This is a genomic window from Enterobacter sp. 04-C-12-SI-ECC (assembly GCF_047530715.1).
GTDB lineage: Bacteria > Pseudomonadota > Gammaproteobacteria > Enterobacterales > Enterobacteriaceae > Enterobacter > Enterobacter bugandensis.
Window position 1 is genome coordinate 35310 of record NZ_JBLKDI010000022.1, and the last position, 23571, is coordinate 58880.

The following is a 23571-nucleotide window of genomic DNA, read 5'->3' on the forward strand; positions in this document are numbered from 1 at the left end:
CACTCGCCAAAACCCTGTTAATTTATACAGAACAATTGATGATTATATCAGCGTCGTGAGGGATGCCAACCGCGAAATTTCCACGTGCGGCAGAAGACGGCTGTCTGTTGCGGTCATCAGCTCCGCATTTTCTGGCTTGATCCAGCAGGCCTGCATGCCGCAGCGGATGGCACCCGCCACGTCGGTGGTCAGATCGTCGCCCACGTGAAGAATGTTACCGAGCGGCAAATTCAGTTTTTCCGCTGCCAGGTGATACATGTCGCTGAACGGCTTCGCGCGCCCGTGCGGACCCGCTCGCAGCACGAATTCAAAATAATCGCTGAGGCCAAACAACTCCGGCTGGGCATTGCCGTTGGTGATGGCCACCAGCGGCCACTTTTCGGCAAGCGTCGCCAGCGTGTCGTGGGTTTCCTGCGGCACGTCGATACGGCTGCGCCATTTGGCGAAGTTTTCCATTGCCGCTTCGGCACCAAAGGCGGCATCCTGCGCGCTCAGACCCGCGTTCAGCATCGCCTGCTCAACCGCGCGACGACGCCATTCGGTCACGTCGTGGTAAATGTCCGGCTCGGTCTCCCGCAGGGACTGACGCAGCTTCTGGAAGTCCTTGTTCTGCATCGCCTTCAGCGCGGGATGGTAGTTCTGCACAAACGCCAGCGACTCCTGCTCGGTACGCAGGATCACCTCGCGGTTGTCATAAAGGGTGTCATCAAGGTCAAACGTCAGGGCTGAGATCTGACCGAGTGGGCGGTAAAAACGCATTATTTCCCCCGTTTGGCGCGTGGATGCGCCGCGTCATACACCGAGGCAAGGTGTTGGAAGTCTAAGTGGGTATAAATTTGTGTTGTCGACAGGTTCGCGTGGCCAAGCAGTTCCTGCACGCCACGGAGATCGCCGCTCGATTCCAGCATGTGTGTCGCAAAGGAGTGGCGCAGCTTGTGGGGATGCACGTGGCTGTTCAGCCCCTGCTTGATGCCCCACTCCGCAAAGCGCTTCTGCACGTTTCGCGCCGAGATCCGCTTGCCGAGCTTCGACAGAAACAGCGCATCGTCTTCCGCGCCAAACAGGCCGCGCAGATCCAGCCAGTGCTCAATCCAGGAGACCGCATTGCGGCCAATCGGCAGGCGGCGCTCTTTGCTGCCCTTCCCCATTACCCACACTTCGCCAGATTCCAGATCGAGATGCTTGAGGTCGAGGTTGACGAGTTCAGACAGACGCAGCCCGGCACCGTACATCACCTCCAGCATCGCGCGGTCGCGCACGGCCAGCGGATCGTTTAGATCGATATCCAGCAGGCGGTTTACGTCGTCGACGTCAATATTTTTCGGCAGATGGCGCGGGGCTTTTGGCGTGGCGATCCCTTTTGCTGGGTTAGCTTTCAGCTTGCCCTGGCTGACCAGCCAGTCGAAAAAGCTGCGCAGGGCAGAGAGCCGGAGCGCAAGGCTCGCCGGGCTAAGATTTTTTTTACGGCTACGCACGACGAACCCGCGTACCGTGGCGGCGTCACATTGTTGCCAGCTTTTCAGGCCGATTTCTTCGGCAATCTGCATGATGGCATCAAGCTGACGCTGATAGTTAAGCAGCGTGATGGGGCTGAGCTGACGCTCAACGCCCAGATAGCGCAGAAACCGGGTGACGTCAGTGGCGAGCAGTCCGTCCGTCATACGCGTTCAATCCAGCGCTCCAGCAGCTCGGGCAGCATCAGGGCGATCTCCTGCAGCAGGTGCGTGGCTTGCCCCTGCTCATAGTGGTGCGCGTCGCGGCTGGTAAATAATATGACGCCCAGATCGCCATCGCGCCCCATCAGCGACATCGCCACCGAGCCAATCGCTTTGGCTTCCGGCAGCACTACCAGCAGCTCAGGTCCGTTCAGCGGCCCCAGATAGTGATGCTCATGACCCAGGCGCTGAATGCGCAGCGGCTCAAACGCCTGACGGCTGAGCGCCAGATGGGTAAAGCCGGACGGCGCGCCGATGCGCCAGCGGTCAGGAAACAGACGAATCGTTGCGCCCGCCAGCCCCAGCTCACGCGCCCAGCGGTGGAAGCGGCTGAGAAACTCTTCAAGGCTGTGCGCCGAGGCCAGACGCGCCTGCAGGTGCAGAAGGCGATAGAACAGGCTTTCGTTGGTGCTGGCCTGCTCCATCAGCAGCGTCATGTTCTCTTCAAGCTGGTTGATGTGGTTACGCGCGCGCGCCATGTGCCATTCGACCAGCGACACGGTCCCGCGAACCGGATGCGGCACGCGCATTCGTTCGACGACGCGTGCATTGCGAATAAAAAACTCAGGATTGTTCAGCAGATAATCAACAACAGCGCTGTCGTCCAGTTCCGTCACTGTTTCCTGCAGTTCTTCCCCTGGTTGTTTCATAGATGGATAAACCCGTCATAAACATGTGTCGCCGGGCCAGTCATGTACAGTGGATGACCCGCTCCTTTCCAGGCGATATCAAGACGCCCGCCCGGTAATTCCACGCGAACCTCTTCAGCCAGTAACCCCTGGGAGATACCGACGGCCACCGCCGCACAGGCGCCGCTTCCGCAGGCCTGGGTTTCGCCCGCGCCGCGCTCGTAAACCCGCAGACGGATGTGCTCGCGCTTCATCACCTGCATAAAGCCGATGTTCGCCCGCTCCGGGAACCGCTCGTGACTCTCCAGCACCGGACCGAGCGTTTCGACCGCCGCGGTTTCCACGTCATCCACCTGAATCACGCAGTGCGGGTTACCCATCGAGACAACGCCGCACAATACTGTCTGCTCGGCTGCCCGCATAATATAGGTCTTTTCCGCTTTGTTTGCGCGAAACGGCACGGCGGAAGGCTCGAAGTTAGGCTCGCCCATATTGACGCGCACCAGCTCATCGTCGGTAACGCTGAGCACCATGCGACCGTTGGCGGTACTGACGCGGATATCGCGCTTATTGGTGAGCCCTTTCAGGCGGACAAAGCGGGCGAAACAGCGCGCGCCATTGCCGCACTGGTTAACCTCACTGCCGTCAGCGTTGAAAATACGGTAGTGGAAATCGAGGTCAGGATCGTAGGGCGGCTCAACCACCAGCAGCTGATCGAACCCCACGCCCACGTGCCGATCCGCCAGGCGGCGGATCAGTTCCGGGGAGAAAAACACATTCTGCGTTACCGCGTCGACGACCATAAAATCGTTGCCAAGGCCATGCATTTTAGAGAACTGCATCATTTGCTCCATTGCGCGGGTACAGAACGTTGTCGTCAGAGGTTAACCTGAGTCGGACCGCCGTTATCGCCACGATCGTTAGTCTTTGGCGTGGAAGACTCGATGCCGCTGTTAACCGGTTTTGTCGGCGGCGGCGCGGTTTTATCCGCAGGCGGGAAGTAGAGTGGTCCCTTCAGTCCGCAGCCGGTCAGGCTAAACAGCGTGATGAGAACGGCAAGCGTTCGGAAAGCGTTTTTCATTATAAAGTTGCCCGTAAGTTCAAATCTGTTTCTATCATCGCAGGAGAAGACACAAAAGCAAGAGTTTGCCGCTTTCCTGCAACGGGAATTATTTAGCGTTATACTGCCGCCATCACGAAAAACAGGAACAAAACCATGAACGACAGTGAATTCCATCGCCTTGCCGACACCCTGTGGATGACCATCGAAGAACGTATCGACGACTGGGACGGCGACAGCGATATCGATTGTGAAATCAACGGCGGCATTCTGACCCTGAGCTTCGAAAACGGCAGCAAAATTATTATTAACCGTCAGGAGCCGCTTCACCAGGTGTGGCTGGCGGCCAAACAGGGCGGCTATCACTTTGATTTGAAGGGTGACGAGTGGGTTTGCGATCGCAGCGGCGAAACGTTCTGGAATCTGCTGGAACAGGCGGCGACCGCGCAGGCGGGCGAGGAAGTGCGTTTCAGGTAGTTTTGTTGCCCGGTGGCGGCTGCGCCTTACCGGGCGAAAAGCCTCAGGAGAAATACTGCTGCAACAGCGGTGCGGTATCCTGATTCGCAGGCGCCGCAGGGGTAATTGCCTGCGTACGGAACGGGATCACCTGCGCTCGGCCATCCACGTTCACAATCTGGTAGAACTGCGGCAGGTTGAAGTTGATAAAGCTGGAACCGTAGGTGAAACGGTCATGCGAGGAAGAGTAGAAGCGGCTGACGTCGCGCACCAGCTCCTCTTTACTGCCTTCACAATGGTGATACACCTCGGCGCGGTTGGTCTCATCCAGAATGTAGATATTGAACCCGGCATCGTCGCCCGACTCTTCAAAGAAGAACTGAATAATCCCTTCACTGGCAAAGCCATCCACCACCTGCGGCAGCTTGACGTGGTTGGTTTCCACTTGAACCGACAGGCCGTGCAGCTTGTTGTGTGAAATCGCGCCGTAGAACTCGATAGCGTTTTCCAGCTTCTGCACCGACACGTTCAGACGCTCGAAGAACAGGCCCCACGTCTGCCCGGAGACGCGCAGCGCTTTAAAGCGCCCGGTTTCCTGACGGGTGCTGGAGAGGCGCAGTTCGATGCATTCAGAGACCAGCTGCTGCACGCGGGTACGAATTAAACCGCGAAGGTGCTGGCTGTAGCAGAACACTTCGACGCTGTCCGGCGGCGCGGCATCCTGGTGCATCTTGCCGAGAATGGTTTTCAGCGCTTCAATCATCGCCTGCTCGCCGTTGAAGTGCAGGGTACGCACTTCGTTCCACGAGTTGCGGTACAGCAGGTCTACGCTGCCCACCAGGCAGTTTTGCTGCTCGCCAAAGCTGAAGACGTCCAGCTTGCGGAAGTCAAAATGGACCACCTGATTGCGGAAGGCCGCCGTCGGGTCGTATTCCAGGTTGACGATGATCGCCAGGTGACGGATCTCACACGGGCTGTAGAGCGCTTTTGGCGTTGGGGCAGGCAGACGCAGCGGGAAGTGGTGCGACACATCCGCCACCATCTCCTGCAGCTTGGCTAAATCGACCACCTCGTTGCCTTTGATAAACAGGCGCGTGCGCGAGGTCAGCAGGCCGTTAAACCAGGCCCACGCCACCAGCTTGTTCAGGTAGCGGTTATACTCCAGCGGCTGATGGCTGATGATGGAATCCATGCTTGGCGCACGGTTGTACAGATACCACCCGGTGCGGTTCGCGCGGCCCGGCGGCACATAGATAAAGGTCAGGTTCGGTTCTGACAGGTCAGGCGAAATCTGCGGGTTAACCAGCGTCACTTTACCCGGCAGCGCTTCAAACGCGGCGTACAGCTTGCGGGTCAACACCCCGATATCCTGCGGGCTGGCGGAGACGCTAAGGTTATTGCGGCGCGCAAAGCGGATCAGGTTACGGTAGCTTTGCATCATCGCGTCGAGCAGTTCGTTGTGCGCTTCACGCACCTGATCGATCTTCCAGTTGGCGCGGTTGTCGAGCATGGACAGACGCGCTTCGTCCCATCCCCACTCTTTCACTAGCTGACTGACCACTTCACGACGCCAGCCCACGCAGGCGCGCTCGCGGCTCAGCTTCTCACAGACTTTGAGATAGAAACATCGACGCACCAGGTCAAGACGCGTGGTGTCATCAATGGCTTTCAGGTATTCGGTTACGCGCTCCAGCATCATGCAGTAAGCGTCCAGCCCGAAGGAGACGATCTCCCCGTCGTGCAGGCGCTGCTTGATGTCTTTCGCCAGCAGGCGCGGCGTAGGGTATTCCCAGGAGTAGGCTTCGAGCAGCAGGGTTTTCAGCACCGCTTTGTACGGTGAATCAATACTCTTATAAAGCTGCCAGAGGCTTGCGCCAAAGTACTCTTCGGCGGACAGGGAGCTGAGGCCGCCCAGATCCAGCCACTCGTTTGGCGTCAGTACGCCCTGCGAGTATAGCGACATGACGTAATCGTCATAATTCTCTTCTTCATCGCACGGCACCATATTCCACAGAATACGTTTCCCGGCCAGGCGAACGGCAGTACGGTAAAACTCATCCAGCAACAGAATGTGCTGGGTCGATCCGCAGTCCTCACCGCCCAGACTGCCGCTTTCGTTATGGCGGAAACGGTTTTCATCAATCAGGAAGAAGCTCACTTCCACGCCGAGCGATGCCGCCCAGCTCTCCAGCAGGCTGCATTTACGCTGCAGCAGCTGGCGCTCTTCGTTGTCGAGCCAGGACTGATGGCAGACCCAGATATCCAGGTCCGAAGAACAGCTTTGCCCTACCGATGAGGTGCTCCCCATGGAATAAACGCCGGTAATCGGCAGTTCACCTTTCGGAGAAACCTGAGGCGGCATGCCGCGGTAGAGTTCAAGCTCGTTCAAATAATGCTGTTGGGTTTCATCAGGCGTGAAGAGGCAAATGCCCTGGGGAACGTTACCATCAAGGTAGCCAGGCATCAGCGGGTGGTGATAGTGCAATAATGTCGGCAGCAGACTGTATACCTGCTGGAAAGCAGGGCCCATGGCAGCAAGCGCGCGATCCACACGCAGTTGATTTATGGCATCCAGTCTCTGTTTCAGAGTCTCAATATAGAGGTACAAGATGTATCGCCTGATGTTTCCGGGTGTCGTAAGCTATTCAAAACACGAATAACAGCGAGCCCGCAGTATTTCAAAAAGATAACCGTTACCCTTTTTTCGCCCTTGTCATTATGGTGGTACCGACGAAAAAATGGTCTAAAACGTGATCAATTTAACACCTTGCCGGTTGACCGTAAAGAAAGATGCGCTACATACAAGTGTAGCACCGTTCTGTACGTGTAAATTCCTGAATACGGCTATGGCTGACGAATACGCCGCCTTGTCCCTCTCACGCTTCATCAACCGTAAAACTGCCATCCCAGAGTCAACAATGTTAGGATGGTTAGCGATTGATAATGACGGTAACAAGCATGTTAGACAATGTTTTGAGAATTGCCACACGCCAAAGCCCTCTCGCGCTCTGGCAGGCACATTATGTTAAGCAGCGCCTTGAAGCCTGCCACAGTGGATTGCGCGTCGAGCTGGTGCCGATGGTCACGCGCGGTGACGTGATTCTGGATACGCCGCTGGCGAAAGTGGGCGGCAAGGGCCTGTTTGTCAAAGAGCTGGAACTGGCATTGCTTGAGAACCGCGCCGATATCGCCGTACATTCGATGAAAGACGTGCCCGTCGAGTTCCCGGAAGGGCTGGGGCTGGTGACCATCTGCGAGCGCGAAGATCCGCGTGACGCGTTTGTCTCGAACCACTATGACTCGCTCGACGCGCTGCCGGCGGGTAGCGTGGTTGGCACGTCCAGTTTACGCCGTCAGTGTCAGCTGGCGGAGCGTCGTCCTGACCTTATCATCCGCTCGCTGCGCGGTAACGTTGGCACGCGTCTGGGCAAGCTGGATAACGGCGATTACGATGCCATTATTCTTGCCGTTGCCGGCCTGAAGCGCCTGGGGCTGGAGGAACGCATTCGCGTGGCGTTGCCGCCAGAGCTGTCGCTGCCGGCCGTCGGACAGGGCGCCGTCGGCATTGAGTGCCGTCTGGACGATGCGCGCACCCGCGAGCTGCTCGCTCCGCTGAACCATGACGAGACCGCAACCCGCGTAAAAGCCGAGCGGGCGATGAATACTCGCCTCGAAGGCGGGTGTCAGGTGCCGATTGGCAGCTATGCTGAATTAACAGACGGTGAACTGTGGCTGCGCGCGCTGGTGGGCGCGCCGGACGGTTCACAGATGGTGCGCGGCGAACGTCGCGGCAAGCCGCAGGATGCCGAAGCGCTTGGCGTGTCGCTGGCGGAAGAGCTGCTGAATAACGGCGCGCGTGAAATTCTGGCCGAGGTCTATAACGGAGAACCCCCTGCATGAGTATTCTTGTCACCCGCCCTTCTCCCGCAGGAGAGCAGTTAGTGAGCCGTCTGCGCGCACTGGGGCAGGTGGCCTGGAGTTTTCCGCTCATTGAATTCTCCCCCGGTCGGGAGCTCTCTGCGCTCGCCGACCAGATGAATACCCTGCAGGAAGGCGACCTGCTGTTTGCGCTATCGCAGCATGCCGTGGAATTTGCCCATGCGCAGCTGCAACAGGCGGGGACACGCTGGCCGACCGCTCCGCGCTATTTCGCTATCGGCAGAACCACCGCGCTGGCCTTACATACCGTGAGTGGAACAGACGTTCGCTACCCGTTGGATCGGGAAATCAGCGAAGTCTTGCTACAATTACCTGAATTACAAACTATTGCCGGAAAGCGCGCGCTCATTTTGCGCGGCAACGGTGGCCGCGAACTGCTGGGTGAAACGCTGCGGGAACGCGGGGCTGACGTCACGTTTGTTGAGTGCTACCAGCGCTGTGCGAAACACTACGACGGTGCAGAAGAGGCGATGCGCTGGCACGCGCGCGGTATTAATACGCTGGTGGTCACCAGCGGTGAAATGTTACAACAGCTTTGGTCGCTGATACCGCAGTGGTATCGCGAAAACTGGTTACTCCGCTGTCGGCTTCTGGTCGTCAGTGAGCGTCTGGCGAACCTCGCCCGGGAACTGGGCTGGCAGGATATTCGGATCGCTGATAACGCCGACAACGATGCGCTGCTGCGCGCATTACAATAACTCTCAAATGGGAAGCCATAATGACGGAACACGAAAAATCCTCCGCCGTGGTTGAAGAGACCAGGGAGACTGTGGAGACGACGCCACAGCCAGAGACGACAGAGAAAACCGCTGAGAAGAAAAACGGCAGCAATAAAACCAGCCTCGCGCTGAGCGCGATTGCCATCGCCATTGCGCTGGCAGCAGGCGTCGGCCTGTATGGTCTGGTAAAGCAACAGAGTGCTAACCAGACGGCCACCAGCGATACGCTGGTCAATCAGCTTACCTCCCTGCAAAAAGCGCAGGAAACGCAGAAAACCGAGCTGGAAGCGGTGATTAAGCAGCAGGCCGCCGCGCTTGCCGAGGCAAACAGCAAACAGGAAGAGCTGACCAAACAGCTGGGCGAAGTACAGCAGAAAGTTGCCACCATCTCCGGCACCGATGCCAAAACCTGGCTGCTCTCGCAGGCCGATTTTCTCGTCAAACTCGCCGGGCGTAAGCTGTGGAGCGATCAGGACGTGACCACCGCCGCCGCGCTGTTGAAAAGCGCCGATGCGAGCCTGGCCGACATGAACGACCCGAGCCTGATTACCGCGCGCCGTGCGATTACCGAGGATATCGCCAGCCTCTCCGCCGTTTCACAGGTGGATTACGACGGCATTATCCTTAAGGTGAACCAGCTTTCGAATCAAATAGATAACCTGCAGCTGGCGGATAACAATGACGACGACTCCCCGATGGACTCTGACGGTACCGAGCTGTCCAGCTCCCTGAGCGAATGGCGCATAAACCTGCAGAAAAGCTGGCAGAACTTTATGGACAGCTTCATCACCATCCGCCGTCGCGATGAAACCGCCGTACCGCTGTTAGCGCCGAATCAGGATATCTATCTGCGCGAAAACATCCGTTCCCGCCTGCTGGTCGCGGCGCAGGCCGTGCCGCGCCATCAGGAAGAAACGTACAAACAGGCGCTGGATAACGTCTCGACGTGGGTACGCGCCTACTACAACACCGATGATGCAACGACCACCGCCTTCCTCGAAGATATCGACAAGCTGAGCCAGCAGAACATCACCATGAACGTGCCGGATAAACTGGCCAGCCAGCCGATTCTGGAGAAGCTGATGCAGACGCGCGTGCGTAACCTCCTGGCGCAGCCGGGCGTTCCGGCCGGGCAGACCGGCACAGCGGCGGCACCAGCGCCTGAAAGCGCGCCACAGGGAGAGTAATGATGCTAAAAGTCCTTTTACTCTTCATCCTGCTGATCGCCGGGATCGTCCTGGGCCCGATGCTTGCGGGTCATCAGGGATACGTCCTGATCCAGACCGATAACTACAACATTGAAACCAGCGTAACGGGTCTGGCGATCGTTCTGATCCTCGGCGTCGTGGTCCTGCTTGCCGTTGAATGGATCCTGCGCCGTATTTTCCGCACCGGTGCCCATACCCGCGGCTGGTTCGTTGGCCGTAAGCGCCGCCGCGCCCGTAAGCAAACGGAACAGGCACTGCTAAAGCTGGCCGAAGGCGATTACCAGCAGGTTGAAAAGCTGATGTCGAAAAACGCCGATCACGCGGAACAGCCGGTGGTGAACTATCTTCTGGCCGCCGAAGCGGCGCAGCAGCGCGGTGATGAAGCCCGCGCTAACCAGCATCTGGAACGCGCGTCAGAGCTGGCGTCTGGCGACCCGATCCCGGTGGAAATTACCCGCGTCCGCCTGCAGCTCGCGCGCAATGAGAACCACGCGGCGCGCCACGGCATTGACCGTCTGCTGGAAATCGCACCGCGTCATCCGGAAGTCCTGCGCCTTGCGGAGCAGGCCTATATTCGTACCGGAGCGTGGGGCTCGTTGCTGGACATCATTCTGTCGATGGCGAAGGCCGAAGTGGGTGATGATGAACATCGTGATGAACTTCAGCGTCTGGCATGGATTGGCCTGATGGATCAGGCGCGCGCCGATCTGGGCAGCGAAGGCCTGAAAACCTGGTGGAAGAATCAGAGCCGGAAAACGCGCCAGCAGGTCCCCCTGCAGGTGGCCATGGCGGAACATCTTATTGAATGTGACGATCATGACACCGCCCAGGAGATCCTTCTCGACGGCCTGAAGCGCCAGTACGACGATCGCCTGGTCATGGTGATCCCGCGCCTGAAAACCAATAACCCTGAGCAGGTCGAAAAAGTGCTGCGCCAGCAGATCAAAACCGTCGGTGACCGTCCGCTGCTGTGGAGTACCCTGGGCCAGTCGCTGATGAAGCACGGCGAATGGCAAGAGGCGAGCCTGGCCTTCCGTGCGGCACTGAAACAGCGTCCGGACGCGTTTGACTACGCGTGGCTTGCCGATACGCTGGACAAACAGCATAAGCCAGAAGAGGCGGCCGCCATGCGTCGCGATGGGCTATTGCTGACGCTGCAAAATAACGGTAACCCGCAATAAATAAAAAAGGAGGCCAGACGGCCTCCTTTTTTTATCGCCTTTCTCCTGCTACATTCTTTACACCCACATCTGCAAACGAACCCGCCAATGTAACGATGTCTTTTCATTAACTTTTTTTCACACACGCGCACTTTCTGCAGCGTGGATTAAATCGTTTTTGAAAGGAAATCTTCATGAACTCGCTTTTGTATGCGCTTATTGAAGCGCTGCGCTGCCACCGCTGGCTGCGCCTGCTTGCCTGTGCTTTTATCTTTTCTTCGCTGGGAAATGGGCTAACCCAGGTCGTGGTCTTTGGTTTACTGTTAGCGTGGTCGGCCCCGCCCGCCCTGCTCACCCTCGCTTTTCTTTTCGCAACGGTTCCGGGATTCATCGGCAGCGCGATCGGCGAAAAGCTGTGCTCGCGCTATTCTCCAGTATTCCTGCTGATACTGACCGAGGGGCTGGGATTGCTCGCCCTGCTCTTCCCCCTGCTCGGTGCGGGTTATCACAGCATTGCCTCGCTACTCGCCGTGCAATCCACCGAAGCGCTGCTCAGCGGGATGAGCTGGCCCGCGCTGACATTGCTCTTTAAACGCGGACTTAGCGAAACAGAGCTGCCTGCTGCGACCTGTCTGGAAAATGTGATTTTTGCTTCTCAGGTGTTATTAGGTACTGGACTGGGCGTGCTGCTGTTCCAGAAGACATCCGTGTTTACCCTGCTGGCCATTGATGCCGCCAGCTTTCTCGGTTCACTGCTGCTGCTGTGGCTGGCTGGACGCCGGTTTTCTGGGTCATTGCTACCTTTCCCCGGTGAAGAGGCGGCCCCCGCGCCACTGCGCTGGCGGACGTTGACCGTTCGGCAAAAGCGCAGCCTGCTCATTTTGCCGGCGCTGGCGGCCGTCGGCTCACCGGCGATGGCGCTACTTCCGGCCCTGGCGCAGCAGCTCCATCCTCAGGATGCGGCGGGCCTTGCTCTGCCTCTGCTTTTCGCAAGGAGCATGGGACAACTTTGCGGCCCCATGCTGCTAAAAAAAGAGAGCCTGACGCGCTTTGCCGTCCACACGCCACGAATCATCGTTTGTCTCGGTATTTTTCTTGCCGCTTATGGAATGCTGCCGTTGTTATCCGGGTGGATGGCATGTGCGCTGGGGATGATCTTTATCGCGCATCTGGCCTCAAACGTTCTCTTCGCAGCCGGCACGTTTGGCGTACTCAGCAGTTTTCATATTACGCAAACCGCGTCAGCCAGCGGTAAAGCCTGGCGCTGGCAAACGCTCAGCGCCTCGCTTTTCACCGGCATTACAGCGATAGTGGCTGTTGGGCTTGGCTCAGTGCTGGCGCTCTATACGGTCTCGTCAGCCGCCCTGCTGTTGGTCGCCCTGATCATGCGTGGGTATCGGGAATAAGACATAAAAAAACGCCTGCTATAAAAGCAGGCGTTAAAACAGGTCTGTAAGACAACATATTTGGTGCTTCACTCAACGTTATGTCCATGGTGTCTGATGAGGCCGAAGCGACATCTGTCAGTGGACGATAAGCACCGTAAATGGCTCTGCGTCATTCCTGAGTTTATGAGGCACTAAGGCGAACATAAGAGATGGAATGAGCATCTACGCGTATATTATTGCACGTAACGTGCCAGATTTACACGCAGAACTTTTACATGCCGCAACATTTTAAGATAAAAGGAAATTATGCTGTTAAGTAGCTTCTGAAGCTTCCTAGCGTATCGGCAAAAGCAGAAATATGTCGCCAGGAAGAGACAGTAAATCCCATAAATAATTATTTATTTTATTTTCAATGGCTTGCATGTCACTGAATCGCGACAATGATAAAGGGTACTTTCTGGAGATAACGACAGGGAAGAAAACTTACAGAAAACAAAAAACCCCGCCGAAGCGGGGTTCAAAATTGGTCGGCGAGAGAGGATTCGAACCTCCGACCCACTGGTCCCAAACCAGTTGCGCTACCAAGCTGCGCTACTCGCCGATGTACTGCTTTTTTGAATTTTTAGTTCAATTCATTTAAAAAGTCGTGGTGCGAGGGGGGGGACTCGAACCCCCACATCCTAAGGACACTAACACCTGAAGCTAGCGCGTCTACCAATTCCGCCACCTTCGCAATTCACAACTCTTTCAATAATGGGGTGGCTAATGGGATTCGAACCCACGACAACTGGAATCACAATCCAGGGCTCTACCAACTGAGCTATAGCCACCACTGTATTCTTTCACGCGGTACTGACTACTTCTCAGACCACCGCAGCTCTAGCGCCGGGAACTAAAATGGCGCGCCCGACAGGATTCGAACCTGAGACCTCTGCCTCCGGAGGGCAGCGCTCTATCCAGCTGAGCTACGGGCGCTTAGCGCCGTTGCGGGGCTGGATATTACGTACCTCCGTCCCCGCTGTCTAGTGCTTTTTTGAAAAAAATGCGCGTTTGGTTATGGTTTGCACATTTTGCCGCTTATTCCTCCACTTTCTGCGTGGTGGCACGGCGACCCAGGCCAAAAAGCTTATACGCGGCCGTCACTGCCGCCAGGAAGATCAGCCCGACAAACAGCGACATGCGGGTATCTTCATTAAAGTACATTCCAATTAATACGCAAATCAGGAACGCCATCGTCAAATAGTTCGCATACGGGAAAAGGATCGAGCGGAACGGATGGCTGGCGATCGCTTTTTTATGCGCATGGCGGAAACGCAGCTGGCTGATGAGGATAACAAACCACGGCACCATGCCCGGCAGCACGCTGGCGCTGTAGACGTAAACAAACACGCGCTGCGGATTAGGGATGATGTAATTCAGGCAGGAGCCAATCAGCAGGATGACAATGGAGACCGCGACGCCCGCTACCGGCACGCCAGCACGTGAGACTTTACTCATTGCCGCAGGCAGCTGGTTATTTTTCGAGAGCGCGTAGAGCATACGGCCACAGCTGTACATCCCGCTGTTACAGCCTGACAGCGCTGCCGTCAGGACCACAAAGTTGATGATACCCGCTGCTGCTGTAATCCCAATCTTCGCAAAGGTTAATACGAACGGGCTCCCCGTCGTGCCGATTTCATTCCACGGGAAGATGGTCACAATAACGAAGATTGCGCCCACGTAGAAAATCAGGATGCGCCACAGCACTTTGCCCACCGCGCTACGCAGCGTAACCTGCGGGTTTTTCGCTTCACCGGCAGTAATACCGATCAGCTCCACGCCCTGATACGAGGCCACAACGATACATAGCGCCGTCAGGAAGCCCTTCCAGCCGCCAGCGAAAAAGCCGCCGTTTTCGGTCAGGTTGCCAAAGCCGATAGCGAGTCCACCGTTGCCAAAGCCGAAGAAAATCACGCCCAGGCCGACGACAATCATCACGATAATCGTGGTGACTTTGATCATTGCGAACCAGAACTCAATTTCACCGTAAAGGCGCACGGCGGCCAGGTTTGCCAGCGCCACCAGCCCCACGGCAATGAGTGCCGGTATCCACTGGACCATGTCCGGGAACCAGAACTGGACGTAGACCCCTATCGCGGTGATTTCAGAGATGCCCACCGCCATCCACATAAACCAGTATGACCAGGCCGTCAGGTAGCCAAAGAACGGGCTCATATAACGATGCGCGTAAACGGCGAAGGAACCGGTTACCGGCTCCAGGAAGAGCATTTCGCCCATTGAGCGCATGATGAAGAAAACAAACAGCCCGGCGATAATATACGCCAGTAATACGGAAGGGCCTGCCCATTTGAGCGTACTTGCGGAGCCCATAAACAGGCCCACGCCGATAGTGCCGCCCAGCGCTATCAGTTCAATATGACGAGCTTCCAGCCCACGCTGTAGCTCCGGTTTTTTCTCTGCCATAGATCCTCGATTGTGTTTGCTGTTTCCCGGCTTAATACCGGTTATTGTTTTTTAGGGGTACTAAAATACGGTGCGAATGGTTTCTTAAAATCGGCCAAATGGCAAACGATGCATTAAAAAAATGAATGCATTGCACAAATTATCGGCAGTTTTGCAGGTGAGTTGCAGCGCGAACAGCATATCGCGCTACATTTTGATTACATTTTACCGGTATAGTGCCAGGTGAGGTAGCGAAGCAGTCGAATCTGTCGTTTAATGCGGGTGGGTTGGGAGAGCAGGCGGTAGAGCCACTCCAGCCCCATATTTTGCCAAATCTTCGGCGCGCGCTTCACGTGGCCGGTAAAGACATCGTAGGTGCCGCCGACGCCCATATAAAGCGCATCCGGGCTGACCATGCGGCAGTCGCGCATCAGGATCTCCTGGCGCGGGGACCCCATCGCCACGGTGACGATTTTTGCCCCACTGTCGCGCACGCGGGCAAACAAAGCCTGCTGGTCTTCAGGCTTGAAGTAACCATTCTGGCTACCAACGATATTAACATTCCATTGACGACGCAGTTTCTCTTCAGTCTCGGCCAGCACCTCAGGCTTACCGCCAATCAGGAACACCGGCGTGCCCTCCGCGCCCGCGCGGGCCATAAGCTGCTCCCAGAGATCGGCACCCGCCACGCGAGATACATTAGCGTCAGGATATTTTTTACGGATAGAGCGGACCACGCTGATTCCGTCCGCGTATTTAAATTCAGCCGCTTCTATCAGGCTTTTGACTTCGGCGTTATCTTCCACCGCCAGCATCTTTTCCGCATTGATAGCGACCAGCGTACCGGACTTCATCTGCCCGTCGGCGAACAGAAAATCCAGCGCGTGCTGCATGTCGCGCCAGCCAATCAGCTGCAAACCACGAAGCGCATAGCGCGGTGCAGAAGTTTTATCAGTCATTACTTTCCCTACTCAGACTTGCGACAGCGTTGTGCTGCCCTGCGGCTCGCGCTTGTGCACAAGCCCTGCGCTGTCGAACAGCCAGTACAACAGTTTGGCCAGTAACAGGCAGATGCCAAAAACGACCATGAAGAACACCACGCGCGAAACGAACGAGTCCAGCCCCTCGCGCGCCAGAACGATCATATTGAAAATGGCACCAAAGCAGAAACTGTGCAAAATGGCCGCTTTATAGCGGTTGGTCTCTTCGTTACCGCGCACGTAAAGCCAGTCAAACCACTTAATAATCAACCCTACGACAAACGCGCCCGGCAGGATAAACCAGCCTCCCCCCATAACCACCAGGGAACCAATCAAGGTTGGCGAGATCGCCAGGCCCGAATGGTTGTTCAGCACTTCCCAGGTAAAATAGTTCGCGGTATTGAGTACTACGCCAGGGCGGTCCGGCCACAGCCAGCTCGGGATAAAGACGTAGAAATCGCGCGCAATCGGCGCCAGCCCCTGGAAATCAATCTTGTCGTAGTTTTGCAGCAACAATGCCAGGTTTTCCCACGGCGAGAAGGTGTCGCGCGTCAGGTAGAGGAACGTGTAAAACGCCTCGTCGCCCGCCACGTTCATCCCGTAGCGCTTCAGCGCCAGCCAGAACATCCCCACAATGCCAAATACCCCTGCCGCAACCAGCATCCACAGCGAGATCCAGCCGCGGATGATGCCGATGAACAGGAAGATAGCGAAAGCGATGATAATGTTGGCACGCGTACCGCCCACGATCATGTAGGTCAGGATACCGAACGCAACCGTACTGACCAGGAAGAACAGCCATGCCTTGCTGTCCTGGCGAAGGAAGAAGATCACCAGCATCGCCGGGATGAAGAAATAGAAGAATCGCTTAAGCGCCACGCCTGAGACTTCAGCCGAAAAAATCTGGCTGTAGGAGTGGAGCTTAAACAGCAGGAAGCCGTTATGCATGAAGAAGATGCCGACGCTAACCAGGGCGATCGTCATGAGCATCACCCACGTCAGATGGGTCTCCACCCGGTTCATGGTAAAGAGCGCCCGACGCGGGGCAGCGGCCTGCGCTGGTCGCAGACGCGTTTTATAGGTGACGTAGTAAACACCATAGAAGCAGGTCGCCGCCAGCAGGGCCTGGAGAAGAATTTCCGGCGGCGCGACGCTCACGTCAAAACGGAAGACCAGAATGCTGGTCAGCGGGAAGCCGAAAAAGAAGGTCAGCAGAAACAGCAACGAGAAGAACACGTTAAAGTTGAAGCGCACCCGGCGGAACTCAAACCAGGTGAGCGTGGCGATAAATAGCGTGCTCAGAAGCCAGACAACCAGTAAGCCGCTAAACTGCAACTGACTCATGCGTTGTCTCCTGAAGCGATACGCAGCGCGCGGTGCCACGGCGTGAGGTAATTCGGGCTGAAAAAGTCGATGCTATTTTTATCCACCAGCGTGAGCTGGCGTTGTGCTTCACGTACCACTTCGACATTCAGCGCGTCTGAGGTGAACAACACCGGAATATGCTGCTCGGCCATGTCCTGCCAGAACGGGTTTTCACGATTAAGCACGCACGGTACACCCGCCTGAATCAGCAGGCACAGCGTACCAATCCCCTGCTGGCGAGCAAAGATGAAATAGCCCAGATCGCATTTTCGCAGTAGCGCAAGATAGTCATCAAACTCCAGCTTTTCGCTGAGAATGTGCAGATTTTCTTCGCTGAATAACGCAAGCCCCTGCTGGCGAACCTCATCAATGTAGGCGTCGTTGTTGGCCGGATAACCCATCGGCACCACCACGTTCACCGTGTCGCCAAACTGCTGGTGTACCGCCCGGAGCGCGGCGACATGTTCGTTACTGCGGTCGCCGGAATTCCCCACCAGCACCGTCAGCTTGCCTTCGCGAACCGCGTCATTCGCCATGGTGTTCAGCGCCGGATCCATACGGGTTGGGAAATAGAGTAGCTCACCGCGCACGTTAGGGTGCTGCTTCGCAAAATAATTCAGATCGCCACGGGTGGCAAAAACGCGGCCCACCCTTCCCTGCGCCATGCGACGCAGCGGATAGAAAAGACGGAATTTCCAGCCGCGCGAGACTTCGTAGAGATCGGCTCCCCAGATATGCCAGCTGCACTGGGAGGGTTTAATTCCCCCGCTGAGCAGAGCCAGCCACAGGCCGGTATTGAACTGCCCGTGGAAAAAGAAACGTTGCTCACGATCCGCTTTGGCTTTGGCAATAACCGCCTTCGCCAGGCTAGCTTTATCCGGCCAGAAGGTGATTGTCAGCGCCGGAAACGCCGCGCTCAGGCCATTATCCTGACCTGCAACCATAAACTCGCGCGCATCAGGATTGCCCGATGCCAGCTCGTCGTTGAAGAACCGCAAAACGGTCTGGTTATGGTGTGGGATATCCGATCCCAGGATGTGAATCAGTGCAGTCATGCGCGTTTACGCCACAATAAAAATACGCCGCAGCAGGCAGCGAAATAAACGATATAGGTTGCCATGTAGGCCTGAGCCGCCCCCAGCGCACCGTGCGCGGGTATCAGCCAGTGCGAAAATGCTGTCAGCAATGCAAACTGGCTAACCTCCGCGAGGATATACAGCCGCAGCGAGGCTTTCGCAATCACCAGATAGCCGAAAACGTAAGCCCCCACTTTCAGCACATCACCCACCAGTTGCCAGGCAAAAAGATCGCGCATGGCGGTAAACTTCGCCGAGAACAGCAGCCAGATGGCGACATCACGCAATAACCAGACGGTCAAACTGGCCGCCGCCACTGCGGGTAATACAAAACGCAGGGAGCGGAAAATTTCGCGGGTAATATCCTGCCTGGACGTCAGACGCGATAAGGTTGGCAGCAAATAAACGCTAAAGGAAGCCGTTATAAACTGGAGGTAAGCATCGGAAATACTGCTTACGCCCTGCCAGATCCCTACCTCATCCCAGCTGTAATGCGCCGCCAGCAGGTTTCGCATCATCACGTAAGCCACCGGCAGCGTGACGGAAGTAATGAGCGCCATCAGGGTAAACTTACCCAGCTGGCTGGCAAGCACCTTGTCCCATTGCGGTTTCAGGTAGCTCAGAGGGATAACGCCCTGGCGCATCAGCATGAACGCCGCAGGCACAACAACCAGTGCCGGAACCAGCGCCAGCCCAAGCAGTGCGCCTTCATAGCCGCCCAGGCGGTAGCAGAAATAATAGGCAATCACGCCGATGACGCTACCCAGGATGAGCGCAAGCGCGTTCCCGGCTGCATCGCGAAAACCTTTCATCAGCGCCAGCAGCAGGTTAGCCCAGGCAATGCCCATCTGGACCAGCGCGACCAGACGCACCAGTCCCTGATAATGGGTGTGCCCGAACAATCCCTGGCTAATGGGCGCTGCGGCTAGCAGAAACACAATCGCCAGCAGGGTCGAAAAGCCCGTGACCATTGCCGACGCGGTGCCCACTACCCTGCGAAGCTGGGCCGCATCATCATGATACTGAGCAACGTATTTGGTCACGCCGTTGAAGATCCCGGCACCGGCCAGCACCCCAAGGACGGTAACAAGCTGACGGAAGTTGCCCGCCAGCCCGACGCCTGAGGGGCCGAATGAGACGGCCAGCAGCTTGACGACCAGCAGTCCGGCACCAATTTTTACAAGCGTGGACGCGGCGGTCCACACCGATGCTTTTGCCAGAGACATATCAGCCGAAATAGCTCAGAAGGGTATTGATCACCGTACGCTGGTTAACTGGCGCGAGGTTGAAGAACAGTGGCAGGCGAAGCAAACGCTCACTTTCTTTCGTGGTGTAACGGTCTTCACCTGCGAACATTCCAAACGCTTCGCCCGCTGGGCTGGAGTGCAGCGGAATATAGTGGAAGACCGCCATAATTTCGGCCTCTTTCAGCCAGGCGATGAGCTGGCTGCGATCGTCGTTATCGCGCAGCTTGATGTAAAACATGTGGGCGTTGTGGACGCAATCGGCCGGAATGGTTGGCAGCTCAATACGTCCGGCTTTTGCCGGCGGCTCAAGCGCATCGTAATAGGTTTGCCACAGGGACAGGCGCTGGAGATTAATTCGCTCTGCCGCTTCCAGCTGTGCCCACAGGTACGCTGCCTGCAGGTCGGCCATCAGATAGCTTGAGCCGATATCGCGCCAGGTGTACTTATCAACCTGACCGCGGAAGAATTGGCTGCGGTTGGTGCCTTTTTCACGGATCACTTCCGCACGCTCAACCAGGGCACGATCGTTAATCAGCGTCGCACCGCCCTCACCGCCGGCAGTGTAGTTTTTCGTTTCGTGGAAGCTGAAGCAGCCGATGTGGCCGATGGTGCCCAGCGCGCGCCCCTTGTAGGTGGACATCACGCCCTGCGCGGCATCTTCTACCACAAACAGGTTGTGCTTTTTGGCGATTGCCATGATGGTGTCCATTTCACAGGCCACGCCCGCGTAGTGAACCGGCACGATTGCACGCGTTTTGTCGGTGATCGCCGCTTCAATCAGCGTCTCATCAATGTTCATGGTATCCGGGCGGATATCCACAAAGACGATTTTCGCTCCGCGCAGGACAAACGCGTTCGCCGTGGAAACGAAGGTATAGCTCGGCATGATCACTTCATCACCGGGCTGGATATCCAGCAGCAGTGCCGCCATTTCCAGCGATGCCGTGCAGGACGGGGTCAGCAGCACTTTAGCACTGCGAAAACGCTGCTCCATCCACTGCTGACAGCGACGGGTAAAACCGCCGTCACCGCAGAGTTTGCCGCTGCCCATGGCAGACTGCATATAGTCGAGCTCGGTTCCCACGACGGGTGGTGCGTTAAATGGAATCATCTTGTCACCTGTATAACCAGTAGGCGGTGGCGTCGATGTTGGCACCACTCGCAATATAACGTTTAAGCGCGGCGGTGTTGCCCACCTGGGTCGCCACCCGCAGCGTCTCAACCTGCTGCAGCTGCGCCCAGTGCAGCGCCGCCTGCATGAGTTTCTCCCCCATGCCGCGCCCGGCTAATAAGCCAATACGCGCCTCGCGCTTGTTAAGCTTGCGCAGCGAGACAAATCCCTGAATCTGACCGTTCGCTGCACGGAAAATCAGGCAGACGTGGTCAAAGGTACCTTTGACCGCATTCTCTACCCACTGGGCATAGAAACGTCCGCTATCGTCAGGCGCATACCAGGGCGTGCGAAAGCGGCTTTGCGCAAACGCCCGGGCCGCCATCTGGCGCAGCACAGGAATGTCCTGTTCCGTTGCAATTTCCGCGCCGGACGCATCGTGCCGGGTGAGGGTGATGGAAAGGTCTACCTCGCCTTCAACCAGCTGAAAACCGTGTTGCTGGAGCGCATCAAGCAGGTCGGCACGGTCCGCCGGGATCTTAGCCTGCACGCGCTGCCAGGCGCTGAAGTCCACTTCCTGCAGGGCGGGCGCATTCTCGCGCCAGCGGACTATCGCCGAGGGACGGGCAAAAAATGCGCTTTCCCACTCAAGGGATTCCAGCACGCCGTGGAGTGCACTCAACGCCAGACGCCTTTGGTATCAACCACATACTGCTGACGCACCGCGTCACCGGACGTCGCTTTAAACTCTTTATGATCCACCAGCAGCACCAGCACGTCCGCTGTCGCCAGCGCGTCATCCAGCGCCGTCAGCATGCAGTGCCCCGCCAGTTTTGCCGGCAGTTCATGAATATTCGGCTCGACCACCAGAGTTTCGCCCTTATGCCATTCAGCAATCATCTCAGCAATTTCCATCGCCGGGCTTTCACGCAGATCGTCAATATTGGGTTTAAATGCCAGACCAAAGCAGGCAATTTTCAGCTCGCTGGCGCGCTTGCCGCTCTCTGCCAGACAATCCGCTACCGTCGCTTTAACCTGATTCAGTACCCAGTGAGGTTTGCTATCGTTCACTTCACGCGCGGTGCGAATCAGGCGCGCCTGCGCCGGGTTCTGCGCCACGATAAACCACGGGTCGACGGCGATACAGTGACCGCCCACCCCTGGGCCAGGCTGGAGAATGTTGACGCGCGGATGGCGATTCGCCAGGCGGATTAACTCCCAGACGTTAATCCCCTGATCGGCACAGATCAGCGACAGTTCGTTTGCGAAGGCGATGTTAACGTCACGGAAGCTGTTTTCCGTCAGCTTGCACATCTCGGCGGTGCGGGAGTTGGTTACCACGCATTCGCCTTCCAGGAAAATCTTGTACAGCGCGCTGGCGCGTTCAGAACAGACCGGCGTCATGCCGCCTATCACCCGGTCGTTTTTAATCAGTTCGACCATCACCTGCCCCGGCAGCACGCGCTCCGGGCAGTAGGCGATGTTGATATCCGCCTGCTCACCGGCCTGCTGCGGGAAGCGTAAATCAGGACGCGCATCGGCCAGCCACTGCGCCATCTGCTCGGTAGCTCCGACGGGAGAAGTCGACTCCAGAATTACCAGCGCCCCTTTCTTCAGCACGGGGGCAATAGATTTTGCCGCCGCCTCGACGTAGACCATATCGGGCTCGTGGTCGCCTTTGAAGGGCGTTGGAACGGCAATCAGGTAGGCATCCGCTTCCACTGGCGTCGTGCTGGCGCGCAGGAAGCCGCCATCAACCGCCTCTTTCACCACGCGGTCAAGATCGGGCTCCACAATATGAATTTCGCCACGATTAATGGTTTCTACCGCACGTGCGTTGATATCCACACCAACAACCTGCTTTTGACGGGAGGCGAATGCCGCCGCAGTAGGCAGGCCAATGTAGCCAAGACCAATGACAGAGATGGTAGTAAAACTCATAGCGATACCCGATTGTGTTTAAGTGCTTGCAAAATACGGCCACAAGCCTGCCCGTCTCCGTAGGGATTGTGGGCCCGGCTCATCGCCTGATACGCTTCATCGTCGTGCAGAAGGCGCGTGACCTCTTCGACGATGAGCTGTGCGTTGGTGCCGACAAGACGCACTGTCCCGGCTTTAACCGCTTCCGGACGTTCAGTGGTTTCACGCATCACCAGCACCGGCTTGCCAAGAGAGGGCGCTTCTTCCTGAATCCCACCGGAATCGGTGAGGATCAGCCAGGCGTGGTTCATCAGCCAGACAAACGGCATGTAGTCCTGCGGTTCAATCAGCAGGACGTTTTCGACGTGGCCCAGGATGCGGTTGACCGGCTCGCTGACGTTAGGGTTAAGGTGTACCGGATAGACAATTTGCACATCGTCATTCTGCGCGGCGATTTCAGCCAGCGCGTGACAGATTTGCTCAAAGCCCCGACCAAAGCTTTCGCGACGGTGGCCAGTGACCAGAATGGTTTTTTTGCCGTTATTCAGGAAAGGATAGCGGGCAGCGAGTTCTTTCTGCAGATCGCTGTTTGCCAGCACGCGATCGCGTACCCAAATCAACGCGTCAATGACCGTATTGCCGGTAACAAAGATGTTGTTATCGGCGACATTTTCACGCAGCAGGTTCTGGCGAGAGTTCTCGGTTGGCGCAAAATGGTACATCGCCAGATGCCCGGTAAGCGTACGGTTGGCCTCTTCCGGCCACGGAGAATAAAGATTGCCGGTGCGCAGACCCGCTTCAACATGGCCGACGGGAATACGCTGGTAAAACGCGGCCAGGCTTGTTGCCATCGTCGTTGTGGTATCCCCGTGCACCAGCACGACGTCGGGCTTGAATGACTCCAGGATCGGCTTGAGATCCTGCAGAATGCGGCAGGTTATTTCCGTCAATCCCTGTCCCGGCTTCATAATATTAAGGTCGTAATCCGGGACGATGGAAAAGAGGGTTAGGACCTGATCGAGCATCTCACGGTGCTGGGCCGTGACGCAGACCTTCGCTTCAATATCAGGATCGCTGGCCAGCGCATGAACCAGAGGCGCCATCTTAATGGCCTCCGGCCTGGTGCCAAATACGGTAAGTACTTTCACATCGATTC

General features: G+C 56.9%; 21 protein-coding genes and 4 tRNA genes. 6 read left to right on the top strand and 19 right to left on the bottom strand.

Translation table 11 applies throughout. The annotated features are described in order from the left end of the window. Positions 1-42: 42 nt before the first annotated feature. Genes yigB through lptM form a run of 5 tightly spaced genes read right to left on the bottom strand, consistent with a single transcriptional unit; the run spans position 43 to position 3425 of the window. Positions 43-759 (bottom strand): 5-amino-6-(5-phospho-D-ribitylamino)uracil phosphatase YigB, encoded by a 717-nt coding sequence (gene yigB / locus ACMWL8_RS21445; RefSeq protein ID WP_045260990.1) that lies wholly within the window; start codon positions 757-759, stop codon positions 43-45. Next, positions 759-1661 (bottom strand): tyrosine recombinase XerC, encoded by a 903-nt coding sequence (gene xerC / locus ACMWL8_RS21450; protein WP_045260991.1) that lies wholly within the window; start codon positions 1659-1661, stop codon positions 759-761. Before xerC ends, yigB begins: the two co-directional genes overlap by 1 nt. Then, positions 1658-2365, bottom strand: coding sequence for a DUF484 domain-containing protein (locus ACMWL8_RS21455; RefSeq protein ID WP_045260992.1), 708 nt, complete (start codon positions 2363-2365; stop codon positions 1658-1660). The genes xerC and ACMWL8_RS21455 overlap by 4 nt, the downstream gene beginning before the upstream one ends. Then, positions 2362-3186 carry a diaminopimelate epimerase gene (dapF, locus tag ACMWL8_RS21460; RefSeq protein ID WP_028014795.1) on the bottom strand — a complete coding sequence of 275 codons (825 nt, stop codon included), beginning with the start codon at positions 3184-3186 and terminating at the stop codon, positions 2362-2364. The genes ACMWL8_RS21455 and dapF overlap by 4 nt, the downstream gene beginning before the upstream one ends. A gap of 35 nt (positions 3187-3221) precedes the next feature. Then, positions 3222-3425 carry an LPS translocon maturation chaperone LptM gene (gene lptM / locus ACMWL8_RS21465; protein WP_041911830.1) on the bottom strand — a complete coding sequence of 68 codons (204 nt, stop codon included), beginning with the start codon at positions 3423-3425 and terminating at the stop codon, positions 3222-3224. Positions 3426-3560: 135 nt separating this feature from the next. Here lptM and cyaY point away from each other — a divergent pair, with 135 nt between their 5' ends. Beyond that, the gene (cyaY, locus tag ACMWL8_RS21470; RefSeq protein WP_045260993.1) at positions 3561-3881 is read left to right on the top strand and encodes an iron donor protein CyaY; all 321 of its coding nucleotides are present in this window, start codon (positions 3561-3563) and stop codon (positions 3879-3881) included. A gap of 43 nt (positions 3882-3924) precedes the next feature. Here cyaY and cyaA read toward each other — a convergent pair whose 3' ends face one another. Further along, on the bottom strand, positions 3925-6468 hold the full coding sequence (gene cyaA / locus ACMWL8_RS21475) for a class I adenylate cyclase (protein ID WP_045260994.1): 2544 nt from the start codon (positions 6466-6468) through the stop codon (positions 3925-3927). A gap of 350 nt (positions 6469-6818) precedes the next feature. Here cyaA and hemC point away from each other — a divergent pair, with 350 nt between their 5' ends. From hemC to ACMWL8_RS21500, 5 genes are all read left to right on the top strand, one after another. Beyond that, positions 6819-7760 carry a hydroxymethylbilane synthase gene (gene hemC / locus ACMWL8_RS21480; protein ID WP_032644935.1) on the top strand — a complete coding sequence of 314 codons (942 nt, stop codon included), beginning with the start codon at positions 6819-6821 and terminating at the stop codon, positions 7758-7760. Beyond that, a complete protein-coding gene (gene hemD, locus ACMWL8_RS21485) occupies positions 7757-8497 on the top strand; it encodes a uroporphyrinogen-III synthase (protein WP_045260995.1) in 741 nt (246 codons plus the stop codon). The genes hemC and hemD overlap by 4 nt, the downstream gene beginning before the upstream one ends. 20 nt (positions 8498-8517) lie before the next feature. Then, a complete protein-coding gene (gene hemX, locus ACMWL8_RS21490; protein ID WP_041911826.1) occupies positions 8518-9705 on the top strand; it encodes a uroporphyrinogen-III C-methyltransferase in 1188 nt (395 codons plus the stop codon). 2 nt (positions 9706-9707) lie between these two features. After that, on the top strand, positions 9708-10907 hold the full coding sequence (hemY, locus tag ACMWL8_RS21495) for a protoheme IX biogenesis protein HemY (protein ID WP_045261008.1): 1200 nt from the start codon (positions 9708-9710) through the stop codon (positions 10905-10907). Positions 10908-11080: 173 nt separating this feature from the next. Beyond that, positions 11081-12292, top strand: coding sequence for a hypothetical protein (locus ACMWL8_RS21500; protein WP_045260996.1), 1212 nt, complete (start codon positions 11081-11083; stop codon positions 12290-12292). A 506-nt stretch (positions 12293-12798) separates the two neighbouring features. Here the strand turns inward: ACMWL8_RS21500 and ACMWL8_RS21505 are convergent. The 13 genes from ACMWL8_RS21505 to wecB form a co-directional block, all read right to left on the bottom strand. Beyond that, positions 12799-12875, bottom strand: a tRNA-Pro gene (locus ACMWL8_RS21505). Positions 12876-12921: 46 nt separating this feature from the next. Beyond that, a tRNA-Leu gene (locus ACMWL8_RS21510) sits at positions 12922-13007 on the bottom strand. Between the two features lie 21 nt (positions 13008-13028). After that, positions 13029-13104: transfer RNA gene (locus ACMWL8_RS21515), tRNA-His, on the bottom strand. Positions 13105-13172: 68 nt separating this feature from the next. Continuing rightward, positions 13173-13249: transfer RNA gene (locus ACMWL8_RS21520), tRNA-Arg, on the bottom strand. A gap of 102 nt (positions 13250-13351) precedes the next feature. Beyond that, positions 13352-14737, bottom strand: a complete 1386-nt coding sequence (gene thrP / locus ACMWL8_RS21525; RefSeq protein ID WP_045260997.1) for a bifunctional threonine/serine APC transporter ThrP — start codon at positions 14735-14737, stop codon at positions 13352-13354. Positions 14738-14934: 197 nt separating this feature from the next. Then, a complete protein-coding gene (wecG, locus tag ACMWL8_RS21530) occupies positions 14935-15675 on the bottom strand; it encodes a lipopolysaccharide N-acetylmannosaminouronosyltransferase (protein ID WP_045260998.1) in 741 nt (246 codons plus the stop codon). A gap of 12 nt (positions 15676-15687) precedes the next feature. Then, a complete protein-coding gene (wzyE, locus tag ACMWL8_RS21535) occupies positions 15688-17040 on the bottom strand; it encodes an ECA oligosaccharide polymerase (RefSeq protein WP_302233214.1) in 1353 nt (450 codons plus the stop codon). Next, complete coding sequence (locus tag ACMWL8_RS21540; RefSeq protein ID WP_028014807.1) at positions 17037-18116, bottom strand: TDP-N-acetylfucosamine:lipid II N-acetylfucosaminyltransferase; 1080 nt, start codon at positions 18114-18116, stop codon at positions 17037-17039. The genes wzyE and ACMWL8_RS21540 overlap by 4 nt, the downstream gene beginning before the upstream one ends. Next, complete coding sequence (gene wzxE / locus ACMWL8_RS21545; protein ID WP_045260999.1) at positions 18113-19363, bottom strand: lipid III flippase WzxE; 1251 nt, start codon at positions 19361-19363, stop codon at positions 18113-18115. Before wzxE ends, ACMWL8_RS21540 begins: the two co-directional genes overlap by 4 nt. 1 nt (position 19364) lies before the next feature. After that, a complete protein-coding gene (rffA, locus tag ACMWL8_RS21550) occupies positions 19365-20495 on the bottom strand; it encodes a dTDP-4-amino-4,6-dideoxygalactose transaminase (RefSeq protein WP_045261000.1) in 1131 nt (376 codons plus the stop codon). A 4-nt stretch (positions 20496-20499) separates the two neighbouring features. Next, positions 20500-21177: a dTDP-4-amino-4,6-dideoxy-D-galactose acyltransferase gene (rffC, locus tag ACMWL8_RS21555; protein WP_028014810.1), complete on the bottom strand. Its 678-nt coding sequence runs from the start codon at positions 21175-21177 to the stop codon at positions 20500-20502. Beyond that, the gene (gene wecC / locus ACMWL8_RS21560; protein ID WP_028014811.1) at positions 21174-22436 is read right to left on the bottom strand and encodes a UDP-N-acetyl-D-mannosamine dehydrogenase; all 1263 of its coding nucleotides are present in this window, start codon (positions 22434-22436) and stop codon (positions 21174-21176) included. Before wecC ends, rffC begins: the two co-directional genes overlap by 4 nt. Further along, on the bottom strand, positions 22433-23563 hold the full coding sequence (gene wecB / locus ACMWL8_RS21565) for a non-hydrolyzing UDP-N-acetylglucosamine 2-epimerase (protein WP_028014812.1): 1131 nt from the start codon (positions 23561-23563) through the stop codon (positions 22433-22435). The genes wecC and wecB overlap by 4 nt, the downstream gene beginning before the upstream one ends. Positions 23564-23571: the final 8 nt, after the last annotated feature.